Raw genomic sequence first — 15,760 nt, forward strand, 5'->3', positions numbered from 1 at the left:
GGTGGTGCTGCATGTCGGCGCGCCGGGGGACGAGGTGCTGCTGTTCCGCGCCATGCGGGATGCCAATTGGCGCCCGCGCATGGTGATCGGCACCGCCGGCGGCTATGGGCTGGCGGAGACGGCGCGCAGCATCGGCGCCGATTTCACCGGCACGATGAGCGCGGATTTCACCCCCTTCGCGGTGCATGAACGCATCGCCCCCGGCGCCCGCGCCTTCGCAGAGCTGTATCTGCGCCGCTACGGGGCGGAGCCGCGATCCGGCCACGGGTTGGCCTGCTTCACCGGGGCACAGATCTTCCTCGATGCGCTGCACCGGGCCGGCAACGCGGAGCGGGACCGGATTCGCGCCGCGCTGATGGCCACCGACATCGCCGAGGGCAGCACCGCCTGCGGCTGGGGTGCGCGCTTCGATGAGCGTGGCCAGAACCTGCGGGCGCGCCCGGTGCTGTGCCAGTGGCAGCCGAGCCTGGCCACGCCGGGCGGCCAGGCCGGGCTGCGCCAGGTCGCGATCGCCCCGGTGGAGGCCGCCATCGGCCCGGCGCAGACCTGGCTCGGGCCGTGACCGAGGGCGTGTGCAGCGGGCCGAGGCCGCCCGCGCCGCCTTCGTCGTAGCGACCATCCTGCCCGAGAAAACCGCCAGCCGCAGGGCCGGAAGCCACATCAGGGCCGCATCGTGCGGCGCCAAGGGAGTTCACCCGCCGCATGTCCGCGCTTGTCGCCCTGCTGGGCGGACTTGGCCTTTTCCTGCTCGGGACCTGGCTGATGACGGAGGGGCTGAAGCTCGCCGCGGGGGGTGCGCTTCGCGCCATCCTCGAAACCTGGACGCGCTCGCCGCTGCGCGGCCTGTTGGCGGGTTTCTTCATCACCGCCGTCGTCCGATCCTCCAGCGCCGTGACGGTCGCGGCGATCGGCTTCGTCAATGCCGGGCTGCTCAGCCTGACCCAGGCGGTCTGGGTGGTGTTCGGCACCAATGTCGGCACCACGACCACCGCCTGGCTCGTGGCCTTCGTCGGCATCCGCTTCGACATCGCGGCGCTCGCCCTGCCGCTGCTCGGCCTCGGCATGCTGCTGCGGCTCGCCGCCGGCACGCGGCAGCGCGCGGCCGGCATCGGCCAGGCGCTGGCCGGCTTCGGCTGCTTCTTCCTCGGGATTGATATCCTGCAGGGCGGCTTCGCCGATCTCGCGCCGCGCATTGCCGAGCTGGGCCTGCCGGAGAGCGGGCCGGTGGCCATCCTCGGCTTCGTCGGCCTCGGCGTGCTGCTGACCGTCGCGACGCAATCCTCCTCGGCCGCCATCGCCATCGCGCTCACCGCCAGCGCGGGCGGGGCGGTGCCGCTGGAAATGGCGGCCGCGGCGGTGATCGGCACGAATATCGGCACCACCTCCACCGCGCTGCTTGCCGCCCTCGGCGCCACGCCGCCCGCCCGGCGCGTCGCCACGGCGCATATCGCCTTCAACCTGCTGACCGGCATCGCGGCGCTGGCCCTGCTGCCCGGATTGCTGGCGCTCAGCCGCTGGATTCCGGCGGCGCTGGGCGCCGGGCAGGACATGCCGACCGTCCTGGCCGTGTTCCACACCCTGTTCAACCTGCTCGGCGTGCTGCTGATCTGGCCGATCGCGGGCTGGCTCATCCGCTGGCTCTCGCGCCTGTACACCTCGCCGGAGGAGACGCTCGGCCGGCCGCAATACCTCGATGCAACGCTGCTGTCCGTGCCCGAGCTTGCCGCCAAGGGCCTGGAGCGGGAGGTGGCACGCATGCTGGAACTGGCCGCGGCCAGCGCGGCCGCCTGCATTACGCCCACGCCCGGCGCCACCCCCACGCCGGGCGAGCAGATCCGCGCCGTCACGCGGCTCGGCCAGGAGGTGCGCGGCTTCCTGGCGCAGCTCAACAGCCAGCAGCTGCCCGATGCGGTGGCCGCCGCACTGCCCCACCTGCTGCGCGCCGTGCAGCATGCCGAGACGGTCACCGCCCTCGCGGAGCGGCTCGGTGGCAGGCAGGCCGAGCCGGCGCGGCTTGGCGCCGCGGCAGAATGGGCGGAATTGCGGATGCAGGCGCTGGAGGCGCTGACACCGGTGACGGCCGATGAAGCCGCCGTCGCCGCGCAAGCGGAGGCCGCCTACCAGGCGGTGAAGAATGCGCTTCTGGCCGCCGCCGCACGCGGGCGCACGCCGGTTGCCGCGCTGGATGCGGCGCTGCTGCAGGCCCAGGCGATGCGCCGCATCGCCGCCGCGGTTCTGAAGGGCCGCCGCCGCCTGCGTGCGGCCCGTCCCGGCGCCGTGGACGAAACCCCTGCCGGGCCGCACACCACCGATGCGGCGGAGGAGGCGCTGCATGACAGGCTTCCGGCCGGGATGTCGCGCCCGGGCTGAGCTTCCCAGGCACGCCGCGTTGGCGCGACCGGGATCCAGGGCTCACCCGTTCCCTCACCCGGAATCCGCCGAGAACCGGCAGGCCCCGGGCGAGGCGCCTGGCTCAGCTTGCGCGGATGCCCGCCGCGCGGACCAGCGGCTCCCACACCGCCATTTCGCTGCGGAGGTAGGCCGCGGCGGATTCGGGCGTGCTGTCGCTGACCACCTGCATGGTGAAGCTCAGCAGCCTTTCCTTCACCGCCGCCACGTTCACCGCCCGGTTCACCGCCTGGTTCACCTGCTGGATGATGGCCGGTGGCGTGCCGCTGCGGGCCATCACCATGTGCCAGGTATAGGCCTCATACCCCGCCACGCCCTGCTCGATCATCGTCGGGATCTCCGGCGCGAGGGGGGAGCGTTCCTTGGTGCTGATCCCCAGCGCCCGCAGCTGGTTGGACCGCACATAGGGCAGTGCGGAGGCGGCGATGTCGAAGATCATCGGCACCCGGCCGGACAGCACATCCGGCAGCGCGGCGGAGCTGCCGCGATAGGGAATGTGGTTCACCCGCAGCCCGCCCGCCGCATGCAGGAACAGCTCCGTCGCCAGATGCACCGCGCCGCCATTGCCGGAGGAGGCATAGTCGTACTTGCCCGGATTGGCGCGCAGCACCGCGATGAACTCGGCCAGGTTCCGCGCCGGGAAATCGTTGTTCACCAGCAGGATGACCGGCACCTGGCCAACCAGCGCGCAGGGTGTGAAATCGGCGATCGGGTCGAAGGGCAGCGTCGGGAACATCGCCCGCGTCACCGCATGGGCCACGGTGGTGTACAGCAGCATGGAGCCATCCTGCGGCCCCTTGGCCACCGCATCCGTGCCGACCACGACGCCCGATCCGGTGCGGTTCTCGACCACGATGCGGTTCGGCAGCCCCTTCGACATCTCCTCCGCGATCAGGCGCGCGGGCACGTCGGTCGGGCCGCCGGCGGAAAAGGGCACCACCATCCGGACCGGCTGGGCCGGCCAGTTGCCCTGCGCCGCCGCGCCGCGCGGCAGCAGGAACGGCGTGGCCAGCGCGCCGGCGCCGAGCGCCAGCGCATGGCGCCGGCCGAAAATCGGGTCTCTCATGGACATGTTCTCCCCTCGGGCGATGTGTCCGCCCGTTCATTGATGGCGGAACAGTCGGGGAGAGTCTGGCCCGGCGTCAACCAGGGATCGCCGGGCCGGTTGCGCGCGCGTGCCCTCAGTTGATGGTGATGTTGGCCTCACGCACCACCGAGGACCATTTCTGCGTCTCCGCCTGCAGCCAGGCGGCGGCGGATTCAGGGGTGCTGTCGGTGACCAGGCGCATCGCCAGGTCGGACAGGCGCTGCTGCACCGCGGCCTCGGCCGCCACCTGCATGAAGCCGCGGTTCACCTGCTGCACCACAGCGGCCGGCGTGCCCTTGGGCGCCATGACCATGTGCCAAGTATAGGCCTCGAGCCCCGGGAAGCCGGCTTCCGCCGTGGTCGGCACATCGGGCAGCTGCGGCAGGCGGGTGCGGTCCATCACCGCCAGGGCGCGGGTTTCACCGCCGCGCGCATAGGCGAGGGCCGAGGTGGCGACATCGACAATCAGCGGGATCGTGCCGTTCAGCACATCCGGCATGGCCGCCGCGGTGCCGCGATAGGGCACGTGCAGCGCGCGCGCATCCATCGAGCGCAGCATCAGCTCCGTCGCCAGGTGCAGCGCGCCGCCATTGCCGGAGGAGGCATAGGTCATGCCGCCCGGATCCGCCTTCAGCGCAGCCTGCAGGCCGGCGAGGTCGCGAATCGGCGAGTTGCGGCCCACGGTGATCAGCATCGGGATCACGCCGACCAGCGCCACCGGCACGAAATCCGCCTCCGGGTCGAAGGGCAGGCGCTGGAACAGGGCGCGCAGCACGGCATGCGCCACGGTGGTGTAGAGGAAGGTGTGGCCGTCGGTCGCCTTGGCCACCGCCTCCGTCCCCACCAGCACGCCGGCGCCGGTGCGGTTCTCGACGATGATGCGCTGGGACAGGTTTGCCGCCATGCGCTCCGCGAACAGGCGGGCCGGAATATCGGTCGGGCCGCCGGCGGCGAAGGGCACCACCAGCCGGATCGGCTGGTTCGGCCAATTGCCCTGGGCGCGGGCGGCGGTGGTGAAGCTGGGGGCGGCCAGTGCGGCCAGGCCCGCGCCGAGAAGATGGCGACGATTCATGCGGCGTGTCTCCGAAAGGACGGTCGGGCAGCGCCGGGGCGCCGCCTTGGTTTCCGCATGTCGCGCCGCAGCAATGCAACGTCAATCCGACTGGTCTATCAACCTTGCGTAGACGTCCGGATCCGTTGCGCCTTCGGTGCCGAACAGCAGCACCCGGCTATCCGGCCCGAGCCCCAGCAGCATCCGCGTCATCGGCTCCCGCACCGCCAGCAGCAGGGCGGCGAGGCCCGCCACCGCGCTTTCGCCGGCAATGATCTTCGGGCTGCGGCGGGCGAGCAGGCGCATGCAATCCACCGCGCTGTCATCGGAGACGGTCATGAAGGCGAAGGCGCTGCGCTCCAGCTCCTGCCAGGCCAGCAGGCTCGGCTCACCGCAGGCGAGACCCGCCATCAGCGTGTCCAGATCACCGGCCACCGTCGCCGGCTCCCCGGCCTCGGCGCTGGCCAGCAGGCAGGCGGCCTTCTCCGGCTCCACCACGATGACCTTCACATCCGGGCCGAAGCGGGCGCGCAACTGGATGGCGACCGCGGCCGCCACGCCGCCGACGCCGCCCTGGATGAAGGCGTGCGTCGGCGAATCTTTCCCCGATTGGCCCTCCATCTGGTCCGCCGCCTCATCCACCATGACGCGGTAGCCCTGCATCACGTCGCGCGGGATTTCGGTGTAGCCCTCATAGGAGGTGTCGGAGACGACGAACCAGTTCTCCGCCTCCGCCGTGCGCGCCGCCTCCCGCACCGCATCGTCGTAATTGCCGGGGACCACGCGGATCTCGGCGCCATACTTCGCGATGGCGTCGCGGCGGCCCTGGCTGACCGTCTCATGCACGAAGATCACGCAGCGGCAGCCGAAGCGCTCGGCGCCCCAGGCGACGGAGCGGCCATGATTGCCATCCGTGGCGCAGGTGACGGTGATGCCGCGCAGCGCGTCCCGATGCGCTCCGCCGGCCAGCTCCGCCGTGGTCGCGGCATTGGCGACGCCGCGCCGGGCGAGTTCCGACACCAGCAGCCGCGCCACCGCATAGGCACCGCCCAGCGCCTTGAAGCTGCCGAGGCCGAAGCGCCCGCCCTCATCCTTGTAGTACACCGCCGCGACGCGCGCCGCGGCCGCCACATCCTCCAGCTTCAGCAGGGGCGTCGGCGCATAGCCGGGCCAGGAGGTGATTTCCGCCTTGGCGCGGCGAAAACTGCCATCGGGCAGCACCACCACGCCGGGGGTGCCGTGGCGGCGATTGAGCAGGAGGCGGGCGGGGCGGTCTGGGATCATGCGGCGGAGAGTGGCGCGCCGGCCCCGGTCCCGGCAAGTTGGCACCGGACGAGTCGCACCATTGAACGGAAAAGAGCGAGAATTCAGATGCAGGTCACGATCCTGGGCGGCGGCGGTTTCCTCGGCCGCAGGCTGGCGGCACGGCTGGCGGCGGATGCGGTGGTGGGGGGCCAGCGCATCACCGGCCTCACCCTGTTCGACCTGCACCAGCCAGCGCCGCTGGAAGCCCCCTTCCCGGTCCATTGCCAGGCCGGCGACGTGGCCGATGCGGCGGTTCTGGCGCAGGCGATCCCGCCCGGCACCGGGCTGGTCGTGCACCTGGCCGCCGTGGTCTCCGCCGCGGCGGAGGCGGATTACGACCTCGGCATAAGGGTGAACATCGCAGGCACCCAGGCGCTGATCGATGTCTGCCGCAAGCTTCCTCAACCCCCCCGTGTTGTCTTCACCTCCTCCGTCGCCTCCTTCGATGGCGGCCAGGCGGCGATGGTGCCGGATGAGGCGCGGCAATTGCCCACCAACAGCTACGGCGCACAGAAGGCGATCGGGGAATTGCTGCTGGCCGATGCGACGCGGCGCGGCTTCCTGGACGTCGTCTCGATCCGCCTGCCGACGGTGATGGTGCGCCCGGGCCGGCCGAATCGCGCGGCGAGTTCCTTTGTCTCCGCCGTGCTGCGGGAGCCGCTACTGGGCCTGCCGGCGCTGTATCCGGTGGCGGAGGATTTCCGCGTCTGGGTCTGTTCGCCGCGCCGCGCGGTGGATTGGCTGGCGCATGCGGCGGGGATGGATACGGCGGCGCTTGGCCGCGACCGCGGCATCAACCCGCCCGGCCTGTCCGCCAGCATCGCGGAGATGCTGGTGGCGCTGGAGGAAGTGGCCGGGCCGGAGGCGCGGGCGCTCGCCCGGCATGTGCCTGATGCGGAGGTCGAGGCGATCGTCGCCGGCTGGCCCGCCGCCTTCGCCGCCACCCGCGCCCCTGGCCTCGGCTTCGTCCGGTCAGAGACGCTGGCGGATATCCTGCGCGCCTTCATCGCGGATGACCTGGAGGCCACGCGCCAGGATCGCGCCGCCGGCTGAAAAGGCCGCTCCGCCGGAAACCTGGCCGGGCGCCCGCACCTGGCAGAAGGGGATGGTCATCGCGGCCTGCACCGCCTCCACCGAGGGGGGCGCCATGCGGCCGCGGGACATGTCATGCGGGAACCAGCCGATCAGCACGGGCGCCGCCCGGTGCGGCGGCAGCGCCACCGGTTCGGCCGGGGCGGACACCAGGCCGGGCAGGCTGGTGGCGGCCAGTACGGCTGCGGGCCAGGGATGCGGGTTGCGGACCAGCATCCGGTATTCGGTGCGCCCGCTCCGCCCCGGCCCGGCAAGCACCACCATCTCGACAGGCCCGGCGAGCAGATGCGTATGGGCATCGGGGCCAAGGCGACAGGGCAAGGGCGTCTCCGCCAGGGCCGGCGCGGCGGCCAGCAGCAGCGCGGCGGCGAAGGCGGTGTGGCGGCGCGACATCGGAATCTCTCCGGCTTTGGCGGCAGCATGCGGCGCGGCGCGGGCCGGGCGCCAGCACGCGCTGCCTGTCGCGGCGATTGGCTGCGCCTGGGGCTGGACGTTACGTCTGACAGAACGATTTCTCTTGCCGGATCAAGCTGTTGCATGCCGCGTGCGGCCGCGTCATGGTGTCGGAAACCGTCCCTGGGAGGACCCGCCATGACCACCCGCCGCACCCTGCTGGGTGTTGCCGCCGCATCCGCGGCCACGCTTGCCGCGCCGCGGCTGGCCAAGGCCGCCTGGCCGGCCGACCGCGCCATCGAGGTGATTGTCCCCTTCCCGCCTGGCGGCGGCGTGGACAACATGGTGCGCCCCATCGTGCATTTCGTGACGCCGCGCCTTCAAGGCGCGCGCTTCGCCGTGGTCAACCGCCCCGGCGCCGCCGGCCAGCTCGGCTTCGAGGCGTTGTTCAACGCGGCCCCGGATGGCTACACGCTGGGCGCCCTGACCAACACCGCCATGCACGCGGTGGCGATCGAGCGCACGCCGCGCTACCGGCCGGAAGACTTCACCTACATCGCCAACATCGTGGATGATCCGGGCGGGTTCTGGGTGCGCGCGGACAGCCCCTGGCGCACGCTGGACGACCTCAAGGAAGCCGCGAAAAAGGACCCGGAGGGGATCGGCGTCGGCACGGCCGGCATCGGCTCCGACGACCACATGCTGCAACTGAGCTTCGAGGAAGCGGCCGATGTGCGCCTGCTGCACATCCCCTACAACGGCACCGCCCCGGTGCAGCGGGACGTGCTGGGCGGCAGCCTGCCGGTGGGCAGCTTCAACATGAGCGAGGGCCTGGGCCTGATGCGGGAGGGCCGCATCCGCTGCCTGGCGCAGGGCGGGCCGGTGCGCTGGGCGCCGACCAGCGACGTGCCGACCTTCAAGGACCAGGGTTATGATGTGCTCGGCGGCTCCGCCCGCGGCATCGGCGCGCCGCCGGGCCTGCCCGATGAAATCCGCATCCGGCTGGAGACGGCGTTCCGCGAGGCGCTGGCCGACCCGGCCCTGATCGCGGATGCGGAACGCACCGGCCTGCCGCTGCGGCCGCTGATCGGCAAGGACTACCGCGACATGATGCGCGCCGACCACGCGGTGCTGCAGGGGCTGTGGCAGCGGCGGCCCTGGCGGCGCTGAGCTACCCCGCCTCCGCGCCCTGCGCTTGCAGCAGGGCGCGCCATTCCAGCGTCAGCGGCACCTTCTCGCCGCTGTCCTGGCGCGTGACGACGCAGACGGCGCGCGCCGTGCAGCAGGGCTCGCCATCCTTCAGCAACGCATACTCCTGCACATAGGAGCTGCGGCGGAAGGAGACGGTGCGGCAGGTCAGCGTCACCGCATCATTGAACCGCACACCGCGCAGGTAGCGCACATCAAGCTGTGCCACGACCGGACCCGGCCGGTCCGGCGCCAGCGTCGCAACGGTCAGCGCCTGCCAATGCGCCACCCGCAGATCTTCGAACAGAACCAGATAGGCCGCGTGGTTCATATGGCCGTAGGGGTCGCATTCGGACCAGCGAATCACATGCTCGCGGAGGAGGTCGGCGGGCCGATTCAGATGTCCGGGCCTTTCGGCCCTCCCATCATCGGGCCGCGTCATGCCTCGGGTACAGCCCGTGGCTTCCGGTTCTCGTCGATGGCGACGAAGGTGAAGACGCCCTCCGTCACCAGGCACATCTCCTCCTCCGACCGTTCGCGCCGCCAGGCCTCGACCTCGATGCGCATCGAGGTGCGGCCGACGGAGACGACCTCGGCGAAGATGCTGACCTCGTCGCCCACCAACACCGGCATGTGGAACTTCATCCCCTCCACCGCGATGGTCGCCACCCGGCCACGGCCGCGGCGCCCGGCGGCGTTGCCGGCGGCCAGGTCCATCAGCCCCATCAGCCAGCCGCCGAAGATGTCGCCGGAAGGGTTGGCATCGGCGGGCATGGCGATGGTGCGCAGCTTCGGCGCATCGGTGGGCGGGGTGCGGGGGTTTGGCAAGCGGATCTCCGTGGTAGGGTCGCGGCGAGACCATCCTTACGGCAGCCATGGCGCAAGTCCACTTCCTGACGCATCCGGAGGTCGCCATCGACCCGGCCACGCCGATTCCCGACTGGCCGCTTTCAGCGCGCGGGCTGGAACGGTCCCGCGCCATGCTGGCGCAGCCCTGGGTGGCGGGGATCGGCGCCATGTTCAGCAGCACGGAGCGCAAGGCCTGCGACATGGCGGCGATCCTGGCCGGGCATCTCGGCCTTGGTTTCACCCAGGTCGCGGCGCTCGGGGAGAATGACCGCAGCGCCACCGGCTACCTGCCACCAGCGGAATTCGAGGCGACGGCAGATGCGTTCTTCGCCCGGCCGGAGGAAAGCGTGCGCGGCTGGGAACGCGCGGTGGACGCCCAGGCCCGCATCGTGGCCGCGGTGCGTAGCGTGCTGGCGCAGGCGCCGCCCGGCGATGTGGCGATCATCGCGCATGGCGGGGTTGGCGCACTGCTGCTGTGCCACATCAAGGGCGTGACGATCAGCCGGGAGGAGGATCAGCCGGGCGTGGGCGGCGGAAACGTGTTCCGGTTCACGCGGGTGGGGTGGGGGCTGGTGAAAGGGTGGCGGCGTCTGTAGCGCGCGCCGCCAGCCCCCGCGCTTTGCCGGAGAGGGCCTTCCGGGGTCAGGCCGGGCCGAGCTTCAGGATGGCGCGGGCCACCGCCTGCGCCCGCGGCACCAGGCTGCCCAGTTCCAGATACTCCTCCGGCGTATGCGCCTTGCCGCCGACGGGGCCGACCGCGCAGAGCGTCGGTGCCCCCATCGCCGCGGTGAAGCCGCTATCGGCACAGCCGCCGCTGAATTCGCCGCTGGGGTCGAAGCCGGATTCGGTGGCGGCGGCGCGGTAGGTGGCGAACAGCTTTGCCGCCTCAGGCGATTGCGTCAGCGGCAGGAACTCGCCCTTGATGGTCAGCTTGGCGCGGGTGCCGGGGACGAAGGATTTGTCGATGATGGCGTGGATCTTCGCCATCACCTCCTCCCGGTCCGCGGGTTCGACATAGCGCAGGTCGATCTGGCCCTGGGCGTGTGGGGCCACGGTGTTCACGCTCTGCCCGCCAGTCACAAGGCCCACATTCAGCGTGATGCCGCGCGGCAGGTCGGTCAGCGCATGGATGGCGGTGATCTTCGCCGCCAGTTCGCCGATCGCGCTGATGCCGGCCTCGAAGTTGCCGCCGGAATGCGCGGCCTTGCCCTCGATGTCGAAGACCGAGAAAACGCCACCCTTGCGGCCCGTGACGATGCCGCCAGTGGGCCGGCCGGGTTCGGAGTTGAACACCACGCGCGCCGCCTTGGCCTCCGCCTCGATCACCGGGCGGCCTTCGGGGGAGCCGATTTCCTCATCGCCGGTGAACAGCGCGACCAGCGGGCCGGGGGCGCCACCGAATTTCTTGAAGGCGGCCAGGACGAACATGTTCATCACCAGCCCCGCCTTCATATCGGCAACGCCGGGGCCGAAGGCGCGGTCACCCTCGATGGTGAAGGGGCGGCGCTGCGGCTCGCCCTTCGGGAAGACGGTGTCGCGGTGGCCCATCAGCAGGATATTCTGCCGCGCATTACCACCGCTTGTGCTGGCGCCGTCATCCAGCACGGCGCGAACGCAGTCGCCATGCTTCTGCTGCGGCAGGGTTTCGACAGGAATGCCCTGCGCCGCCATGAAGCGCGCGACCTGCGCGCCGACCTTGTCGACGCCTTCCTTGTCATAGCTGCCGCCATCGGTATCCACCATCTCGCGCAGCGCCTCGGTCATGGCGCCCTTCTGGGTGGCGAGCCAGGCGATTGCGGGATGGTCCATCGGGCGTTGCTCCTTCATGCCGGTGCAGGCTGGCACCGGCAGGCGAGCCTGTGAAGCCGCGCGGCGCTACTCCACCTTGCCGATGCGCTCGACCGCGCGCAGCAGACGGGCGCTGTCTTCCTCGAAGAAGGTCTTAAATTCCGGCGCGTCGAGATAGGCCACCGGGGCGCCTGCGGCGGTATAGGCGTTCACCACCACCGGGTCCTGCACCGCACGCCGCATCGCATCCCGCAACCGCTGCACCACCGGCGCGGGCGTCGCGGCGGGCGCGAACAGCCCAGCCCAGATGTAGAACTCGACATCCGAAAAACCCTTCTCGATGAAGGTCGGCACGTCGGGGAAGGCCGCGACCCGCTCCCGCCCCCAGCAGCCCAGCACCCGCACGCGGCCCTGCGCCACATGCTGCGCCAGCGGCCCGGGGGCGGAGGACAGGGCGTTCACCTGCCCACCGAGCAGCGCCGTCAGCGCCGGCCCGCCGCCGGCGAAGGGCACATGCAGCATGCGGATGCCCGCCGCCGCCGCCAGCATCTCCATCGCCACATGCAGCGTGCCGTAGGTGCCGGAGGAGGAGTAGGTCAGGTCGCCCGGCTTCGCCTTCGCCGCCTCGATGAAGTCCTCCATCGTCCGCCAGGGCGAATTGCCGGCGACCGCCAGCATGGTCGGGTCCGCATTCACCCGCGCGATCGGGGTGAACTGGTCCACCGTATATTGCGGCGTGCGGTCGAACAAACGCTCCGCCGCCGGGATCACCGCCAGCGAGGACAGCGCCATCAGCGTGGTGTAGCCATCCGGCGCGCTGCGCGCGACATGGGCATTGCCGATGGCACCCGCCGCCCCGCCGCGATTCTGCACCACGACCGGCTGGCTGAAGATTTTCTCGAGCGCCGCGGCAACGGGCCGGGCTGCCAGGTCGGCCTGCCCACCCGGCGGGAAGGCCACAACCATATTGAGCGCGCGCGAGGGGAATTCGGCCTGCGCGAAAGCCTGGCTGGCGAAGGGCAGCGAAGCGGCGGCGCCCAGAAGTGTGCGACGATCCATTGTTATTTCCTCCCTTGGTTCAGGCCAGGGCTGTGGTGCAGCCCTGACCACCCTGCCCACGCCCCCCCCGAAATGGAGGGAGCGGGTCGCATCGCTAGGCCACCGCATTCTCCAGCACGCCAATGCCCGAGATCGCGATCTTCACCACATCGCCAGACTTCAGGAAAACCGGCGGGTTGAAGCCGATGCCAACCCCGGCCGGCGTGCCGGTGGCGATCACATCGCCCGGCTCCAGCGTGATGACGGCGCTGATCGCCTCGATCAGGGTGGGGATGTCGAAGATCAGGTCGGAAACCGGCGCGTGCTGGCGCTGTTCGCCATTCACCCAGGTGGTCAGCACCAGCTTGGTCGGGTCCGGCGCCTCATCCGCCGTCAGGATGGCGGGGCCCATCGGGCAGAAGGTATCCAGGCCCTTGCCCAGGATCCACTGGCTGTGCCGCTTCTGCAGGTGGCGCGCGGTGACATCGTTGATGATGGTGTAGCCGAAGACATGCTTCAGCGCCTCCGCCTTGCTGATGCCGCGGCCACCGGCCCCGATCACCACGCCCAGCTCGCCCTCATAATCCAGGCCGCCCGTGGTATCGAGGTGGCCGAGGATCTTCTCGCCATTGGCGATGACGCTGGTATGCGGCTTGGAGAACACCACCGGGAACGGTGGCACCACATCCTTGGCGCCGCCATCGAAGCCCGATCCGGCGAATTCCTTGGCGTGCTCGTGGTAGTTCTTGCCGACGCAGAACACGTTCTTCGGCGGGCGCGGGATGGGGGCGCAGAGCTTGGCACCCTCCACCACCGGCGCCTTGGCCATGGCAGCCCGCGCCTTGTCGAGCAGCGCGGGTTCGGCGGCGGCCAGGTCCAGCATGCTCTGCCCGCGCAGCAGCGGCTCGGCGGCCGCCAGGTCGAGCACGGCGTCGCCGTCGCCCAGCGCGCCGACTTCCTGCTGCAACTTGCCCGGACGCGTGAATGTCACCAGCCGCATCGCCTAGTCTCCTAATTCCGGCAGAGCGGGCCGATTCAGACCTCCGGGCCATGCGGCCCTTCGGTCATCGGACCGCTAGTTCAATTTCGCCCGCATCTGCCCGGTTTCAGCCGGGTTGGCCAGGGGCAGGCTGGCAGCGCGTTCCAGAGCGCGGGCGGCGCGGAAGGCCAGGTCGTCGCGGTACAGCGCGGCCGCCACCTGCACGCCGCGCGGCATGCCGGCCTCATCCAGCCCGATCGGCACGGCGATCGCCGGCTGGCGGGTCAGGTTGAAGGCGAAGGTCCAGGGCGCCCAGTCGCGCCAGAGCGACTCCACCGGCTTGATGGTCGGCGCATCGGCGTCGAAGGCCGCGGTCGGCGTGGCGGCGGTCAGGATCAGGTCGTAGCGCTGGTGGAAGCGCGCCATGGCGTGCCCGCATTCCACCCGCAGCATGTCGGCGCCGAGGAAATCCGCGGCGGACATGTCGCTCATCTTGCGGGCCACTTCCTCGATCCCGGAATCGAGCTGGCCGCGCTTTTCCTCGGACGCCCCGTTCCAGATGCGGGCAATCGCCACGCCCCAGACGCGGGAGAAGATGGCGCGCGTGTCGGGCAGCTCCGGGTCCGCTTCCTCGACGATGGCGCCCTGTTCGGACAGCAGCTTCGCCGCAACCTGCAGGGCGGCCTCCCCTTCGGCGTCCAGCGGCGGCGCGAAGCCCAGGCGCCGCACCACGGCGACGCGCAGGCCGGCCACGCCCTGGTCCATGCCCAGGCGCCAGTCGCGCGGGTCATCCGGCAGGCTCACCGGGTCGCGCAGGTCGAAGCGGGCCATGGCGGACATCATCAGCGCCGCATCGCCCACGCTGCGCGTCATCGGCCCGGCGCAGGCGACGTTGGAGAAGGCGCCATGCGGCCATTGCGGGATGCGGCCGTAGCTGGGCTTCACGCCGACCAGCCCGCAATAGGCGGCCGGGATGCGGATGGAGCCGCCGGCATCGGTGCCGATATGCAGCGGCCCGAAGCAGGCCGCCCCCGCCGCACCGGCGCCGGAGGAACTGCCGCCGGCGGAACGCTGCGGGTTCCACGGGTTGCGCGTCACGCCATGCAGCGGGCAGTCGCTCGGCGTCTTCCAGCCGAATTCCGTGGTGGTGGTCTTGCCGATGATGACCGCGCCTTCGGCCAGCAGGCCGACCACCGCCGGCGCGTTTTCGGTGGCTGGCGTCGCATCCGTGGTCAGGCTGCCGCGGCGGGTCGGGAAGCCGGCGATGTTCAGCAAATCCTTCACCGTGCAGGGCACGCCATCCAGCATCCCCATAGGCCGTCCCGCCGCCCATCGCGCCTCCGACTCGCCGGCCTGGCGCAGCGCCTGCGGGTTCATGGTGGCGAAGGCGTTCACCCAGGGGTTGTAGCGTGCCACCCGCTCCATCACCGCCTTCAGCGCCTCCACCGGGGACAGGGCGCGGGCGGCATACAGCGCCAGAAGCTGCTCAGCCGTCATCTGCGCGGGGTCGGTGGGCGTGTTCATGCGGGGCTTCCGGATCGGGGCATCGGGGTGCAGCATGGCGCCTCACCAAGGCCAGGGAAACCCTGCAGCATGACCAGCACCAATCCGTGGGAATGGAGCGAGGCCGAATGGCGCCACATCGTCGGCCGGGCGCGGGCCGGGCGCAGCCTGCGGCCGACGCATTGGCCGGATGGCGCGCGCTGCTGCGTGACGCTGAGCTTCGATGCGGACCATGAGACGATTCCGCTGCGCGACAATGATGAAAGCCCGATGCGGATCAGCCAGGGCCAGTATGGCAACCGCCAGGGCGTCCCGCGCATCCGCGCCCTGCTGGAACGCCACGGCATTCCCGCCACCTTCTTCTACCCCGCCGTCTCCGCCCTGCTGCACCCGGAGGAGGTACGCGCCGTGGCCCAGGAAGGCCATGAGATCGGCGTCCATTCCTGGATTCATGAGGCCAACACCAAGCTGCCCCCCGGCGTGGAGCGGGAGCTGACCCTGCGCGCGGCGGAAACGCTGGAGAAGGTCAGCGGCCAGCACCCGGTCGGCATCCGCACCGCCTCCTGGGATTTCTCGGTCGATACGCTGTCCATCATCAAGGAAATGGGCTTGCTGTATGACAGCTCCCTGATGGCGGATGACGATGCCTATGAGCTGCTGGACCAGGGCAAGCCGACCGGAATCGTCGAGCTGCCGCCGGAGTGGATCCGCGACGATGCGGTGTATTTCAACATGCTCCGCTTCTCCGGCCTGCGTCCCTACACGCCGCCTTCCGCGGTGGAGGAGATTTTCGCGGCCGAATTCGATGGCGCCTATCAGGAAGGCGGCATGTTCCTGCTGACCATGCACCCGCACGTTATCGGCCACCGCAGCCGCATCGCGCTGCTGGACCGGCTGGTAACGCGGATCAAGAAGCACGAGGGGGTGTGGTTCGCCACCCACGCGCAGGTGGCGCAATGGTGCAAGGACCATGCGGCGCCGGCCGCCTGACTTCAATATCTCGCCAGGGCGTGCATTGCTGGCCGCCCCGCCCTGGCAGGGCGCCGTCGAGGGTGTAGGAGCGATCCGTCCCTTCGGG

General features: G+C 70.8%; 16 protein-coding genes. 6 read left to right on the forward strand and 10 right to left on the reverse strand.

Annotated features, from left to right (window positions below; genetic code table 11):
• Both Q8S40_RS04710 and Q8S40_RS04715 read left to right on the forward strand, forming a co-directional pair.
• Window positions 1–562, forward strand: a 562-nt coding sequence (locus tag Q8S40_RS04710) for an ABC transporter substrate-binding protein (protein WP_305669478.1), incomplete at its 5' end; no start/stop codon positions are given.
• Window positions 563–702: 140 nt separating this feature from the next.
• A complete protein-coding gene (locus Q8S40_RS04715; RefSeq protein WP_305669479.1) occupies window positions 703–2,370 on the forward strand; it encodes a Na/Pi cotransporter family protein in 1,668 nt (555 codons plus the stop codon).
• Between the two features lie 103 nt (window positions 2,371–2,473).
• Here Q8S40_RS04715 and Q8S40_RS04720 read toward each other — a convergent pair whose 3' ends face one another.
• The 3 genes from Q8S40_RS04720 to Q8S40_RS04730 all read right to left on the reverse strand — a co-directional run bounded on the left by Q8S40_RS04720 (window position 2,474) and on the right by Q8S40_RS04730 (window position 5,831).
• Window positions 2,474–3,475: a tripartite tricarboxylate transporter substrate binding protein gene (locus Q8S40_RS04720; RefSeq protein ID WP_304813922.1), complete on the reverse strand. Its 1,002-nt coding sequence runs from the start codon at window positions 3,473–3,475 to the stop codon at window positions 2,474–2,476.
• A gap of 115 nt (window positions 3,476–3,590) precedes the next feature.
• Window positions 3,591–4,568, reverse strand: a complete 978-nt coding sequence (locus tag Q8S40_RS04725; protein ID WP_305669480.1) for a tripartite tricarboxylate transporter substrate binding protein — start codon at window positions 4,566–4,568, stop codon at window positions 3,591–3,593.
• Between the two features lie 81 nt (window positions 4,569–4,649).
• A complete protein-coding gene (locus Q8S40_RS04730; protein ID WP_305669481.1) occupies window positions 4,650–5,831 on the reverse strand; it encodes a diaminopropionate ammonia-lyase in 1,182 nt (393 codons plus the stop codon).
• An 87-nt stretch (window positions 5,832–5,918) separates the two neighbouring features.
• Between Q8S40_RS04730 and denD the strand changes: the two genes are divergently transcribed.
• On the forward strand, window positions 5,919–6,905 hold the full coding sequence (denD, locus tag Q8S40_RS04735; RefSeq protein ID WP_305669482.1) for a D-erythronate dehydrogenase: 987 nt from the start codon (window positions 5,919–5,921) through the stop codon (window positions 6,903–6,905).
• Here denD and Q8S40_RS04740 read toward each other — a convergent pair.
• On the reverse strand, window positions 6,825–7,337 hold the full coding sequence (locus Q8S40_RS04740; RefSeq protein WP_304813929.1) for a hypothetical protein: 513 nt from the start codon (window positions 7,335–7,337) through the stop codon (window positions 6,825–6,827). The two genes, denD and Q8S40_RS04740, sit on opposite strands and share 81 nt — an antisense overlap.
• Window positions 7,338–7,535: 198 nt before the next feature.
• On the opposite strand from Q8S40_RS04740, the gene Q8S40_RS04745 reads away from it, so the two are divergent.
• Window positions 7,536–8,507: a tripartite tricarboxylate transporter substrate binding protein gene (locus Q8S40_RS04745; protein WP_304813931.1), complete on the forward strand. Its 972-nt coding sequence runs from the start codon at window positions 7,536–7,538 to the stop codon at window positions 8,505–8,507.
• A gap of 1 nt (window position 8,508) precedes the next feature.
• On the opposite strand, the gene Q8S40_RS04750 is transcribed toward Q8S40_RS04745, so the two are convergent.
• Together Q8S40_RS04750 and Q8S40_RS04755 are read right to left on the reverse strand one after the other, a co-directional pair.
• Window positions 8,509–8,892, reverse strand: a complete 384-nt coding sequence (locus Q8S40_RS04750) for a thioesterase family protein (protein ID WP_305669483.1) — start codon at window positions 8,890–8,892, stop codon at window positions 8,509–8,511.
• Window positions 8,893–8,963: 71 nt separating this feature from the next.
• Entirely contained in the window at window positions 8,964–9,299 is a 336-nt protein-coding gene (locus Q8S40_RS04755) for an acyl-CoA thioesterase (protein WP_304813993.1), read from the reverse strand.
• A gap of 101 nt (window positions 9,300–9,400) precedes the next feature.
• Here Q8S40_RS04755 and Q8S40_RS04760 point away from each other — a divergent pair, with 101 nt between their 5' ends.
• Complete coding sequence (locus Q8S40_RS04760) at window positions 9,401–9,970, forward strand: histidine phosphatase family protein (RefSeq protein WP_305669484.1); 570 nt, start codon at window positions 9,401–9,403, stop codon at window positions 9,968–9,970.
• Between the two features lie 46 nt (window positions 9,971–10,016).
• On the opposite strand, the gene Q8S40_RS04765 is transcribed toward Q8S40_RS04760, so the two are convergent.
• The 4 genes from Q8S40_RS04765 to Q8S40_RS04780 all read right to left on the reverse strand — a co-directional run bounded on the left by Q8S40_RS04765 (window position 10,017) and on the right by Q8S40_RS04780 (window position 14,703).
• Window positions 10,017–11,183 (reverse strand): M20 family metallopeptidase, encoded by a 1,167-nt coding sequence (locus tag Q8S40_RS04765; RefSeq protein ID WP_305669485.1) that lies wholly within the window; start codon window positions 11,181–11,183, stop codon window positions 10,017–10,019.
• Between the two features lie 66 nt (window positions 11,184–11,249).
• Window positions 11,250–12,221 (reverse strand): tripartite tricarboxylate transporter substrate binding protein, encoded by a 972-nt coding sequence (locus Q8S40_RS04770; protein ID WP_305669486.1) that lies wholly within the window; start codon window positions 12,219–12,221, stop codon window positions 11,250–11,252.
• 94 nt (window positions 12,222–12,315) lie between these two features.
• The gene (locus tag Q8S40_RS04775) at window positions 12,316–13,200 is read right to left on the reverse strand and encodes a fumarylacetoacetate hydrolase family protein (RefSeq protein ID WP_305669487.1); all 885 of its coding nucleotides are present in this window, start codon (window positions 13,198–13,200) and stop codon (window positions 12,316–12,318) included.
• 75 nt (window positions 13,201–13,275) lie between these two features.
• Window positions 13,276–14,703 (reverse strand): amidase, encoded by a 1,428-nt coding sequence (locus tag Q8S40_RS04780; RefSeq protein ID WP_305669488.1) that lies wholly within the window; start codon window positions 14,701–14,703, stop codon window positions 13,276–13,278.
• 69 nt (window positions 14,704–14,772) lie between these two features.
• On the opposite strand from Q8S40_RS04780, the gene Q8S40_RS04785 reads away from it, so the two are divergent.
• Entirely contained in the window at window positions 14,773–15,672 is a 900-nt protein-coding gene (locus tag Q8S40_RS04785) for a polysaccharide deacetylase (RefSeq protein ID WP_305669489.1), read from the forward strand.
• Window positions 15,673–15,760 lie beyond the last annotated feature (88 nt).

Source organism: Falsiroseomonas sp., assembly GCF_030695085.1.
Taxonomy (GTDB): Bacteria; Pseudomonadota; Alphaproteobacteria; order Acetobacterales; family Acetobacteraceae; genus Falsiroseomonas.

Excerpts from the sequence above, each read along its gene's own strand:
- Q8S40_RS04715 (WP_305669479.1), top strand. The coding sequence starts at position 703 with ATGTCCGCGCTTGTCGCCCTGCTGGGCGGACTTGGCCTTTTCCTGCTC.
- Q8S40_RS04720 (WP_304813922.1), bottom strand. The coding sequence starts at position 3,475 with ATGAGAGACCCGATTTTCGGCCGGCGCCATGCGCTGGCGCTCGGCGCC.
- Q8S40_RS04725 (WP_305669480.1), bottom strand. The coding sequence starts at position 4,568 with ATGAATCGTCGCCATCTTCTCGGCGCGGGCCTGGCCGCACTGGCCGCC.
- Q8S40_RS04730 (WP_305669481.1), bottom strand. The coding sequence starts at position 5,831 with ATGATCCCAGACCGCCCCGCCCGCCTCCTGCTCAATCGCCGCCACGGC.
- denD (WP_305669482.1), top strand. The coding sequence starts at position 5,919 with ATGCAGGTCACGATCCTGGGCGGCGGCGGTTTCCTCGGCCGCAGGCTG.
- Q8S40_RS04740 (WP_304813929.1), bottom strand. The coding sequence starts at position 7,337 with ATGTCGCGCCGCCACACCGCCTTCGCCGCCGCGCTGCTGCTGGCCGCC.
- Q8S40_RS04745 (WP_304813931.1), top strand. The coding sequence starts at position 7,536 with ATGACCACCCGCCGCACCCTGCTGGGTGTTGCCGCCGCATCCGCGGCC.
- Q8S40_RS04755 (WP_304813993.1), bottom strand. The coding sequence starts at position 9,299 with ATGCCCGCCGATGCCAACCCTTCCGGCGACATCTTCGGCGGCTGGCTG.
- Q8S40_RS04760 (WP_305669484.1), top strand. The coding sequence starts at position 9,401 with ATGGCGCAAGTCCACTTCCTGACGCATCCGGAGGTCGCCATCGACCCG.
- Q8S40_RS04765 (WP_305669485.1), bottom strand. The coding sequence starts at position 11,183 with ATGGACCATCCCGCAATCGCCTGGCTCGCCACCCAGAAGGGCGCCATG.
- Q8S40_RS04770 (WP_305669486.1), bottom strand. The coding sequence starts at position 12,221 with ATGGATCGTCGCACACTTCTGGGCGCCGCCGCTTCGCTGCCCTTCGCC.
- Q8S40_RS04775 (WP_305669487.1), bottom strand. The coding sequence starts at position 13,200 with ATGCGGCTGGTGACATTCACGCGTCCGGGCAAGTTGCAGCAGGAAGTC.
- Q8S40_RS04780 (WP_305669488.1), bottom strand. The coding sequence starts at position 14,703 with ATGAACACGCCCACCGACCCCGCGCAGATGACGGCTGAGCAGCTTCTG.
- Q8S40_RS04785 (WP_305669489.1), top strand. The coding sequence starts at position 14,773 with ATGACCAGCACCAATCCGTGGGAATGGAGCGAGGCCGAATGGCGCCAC.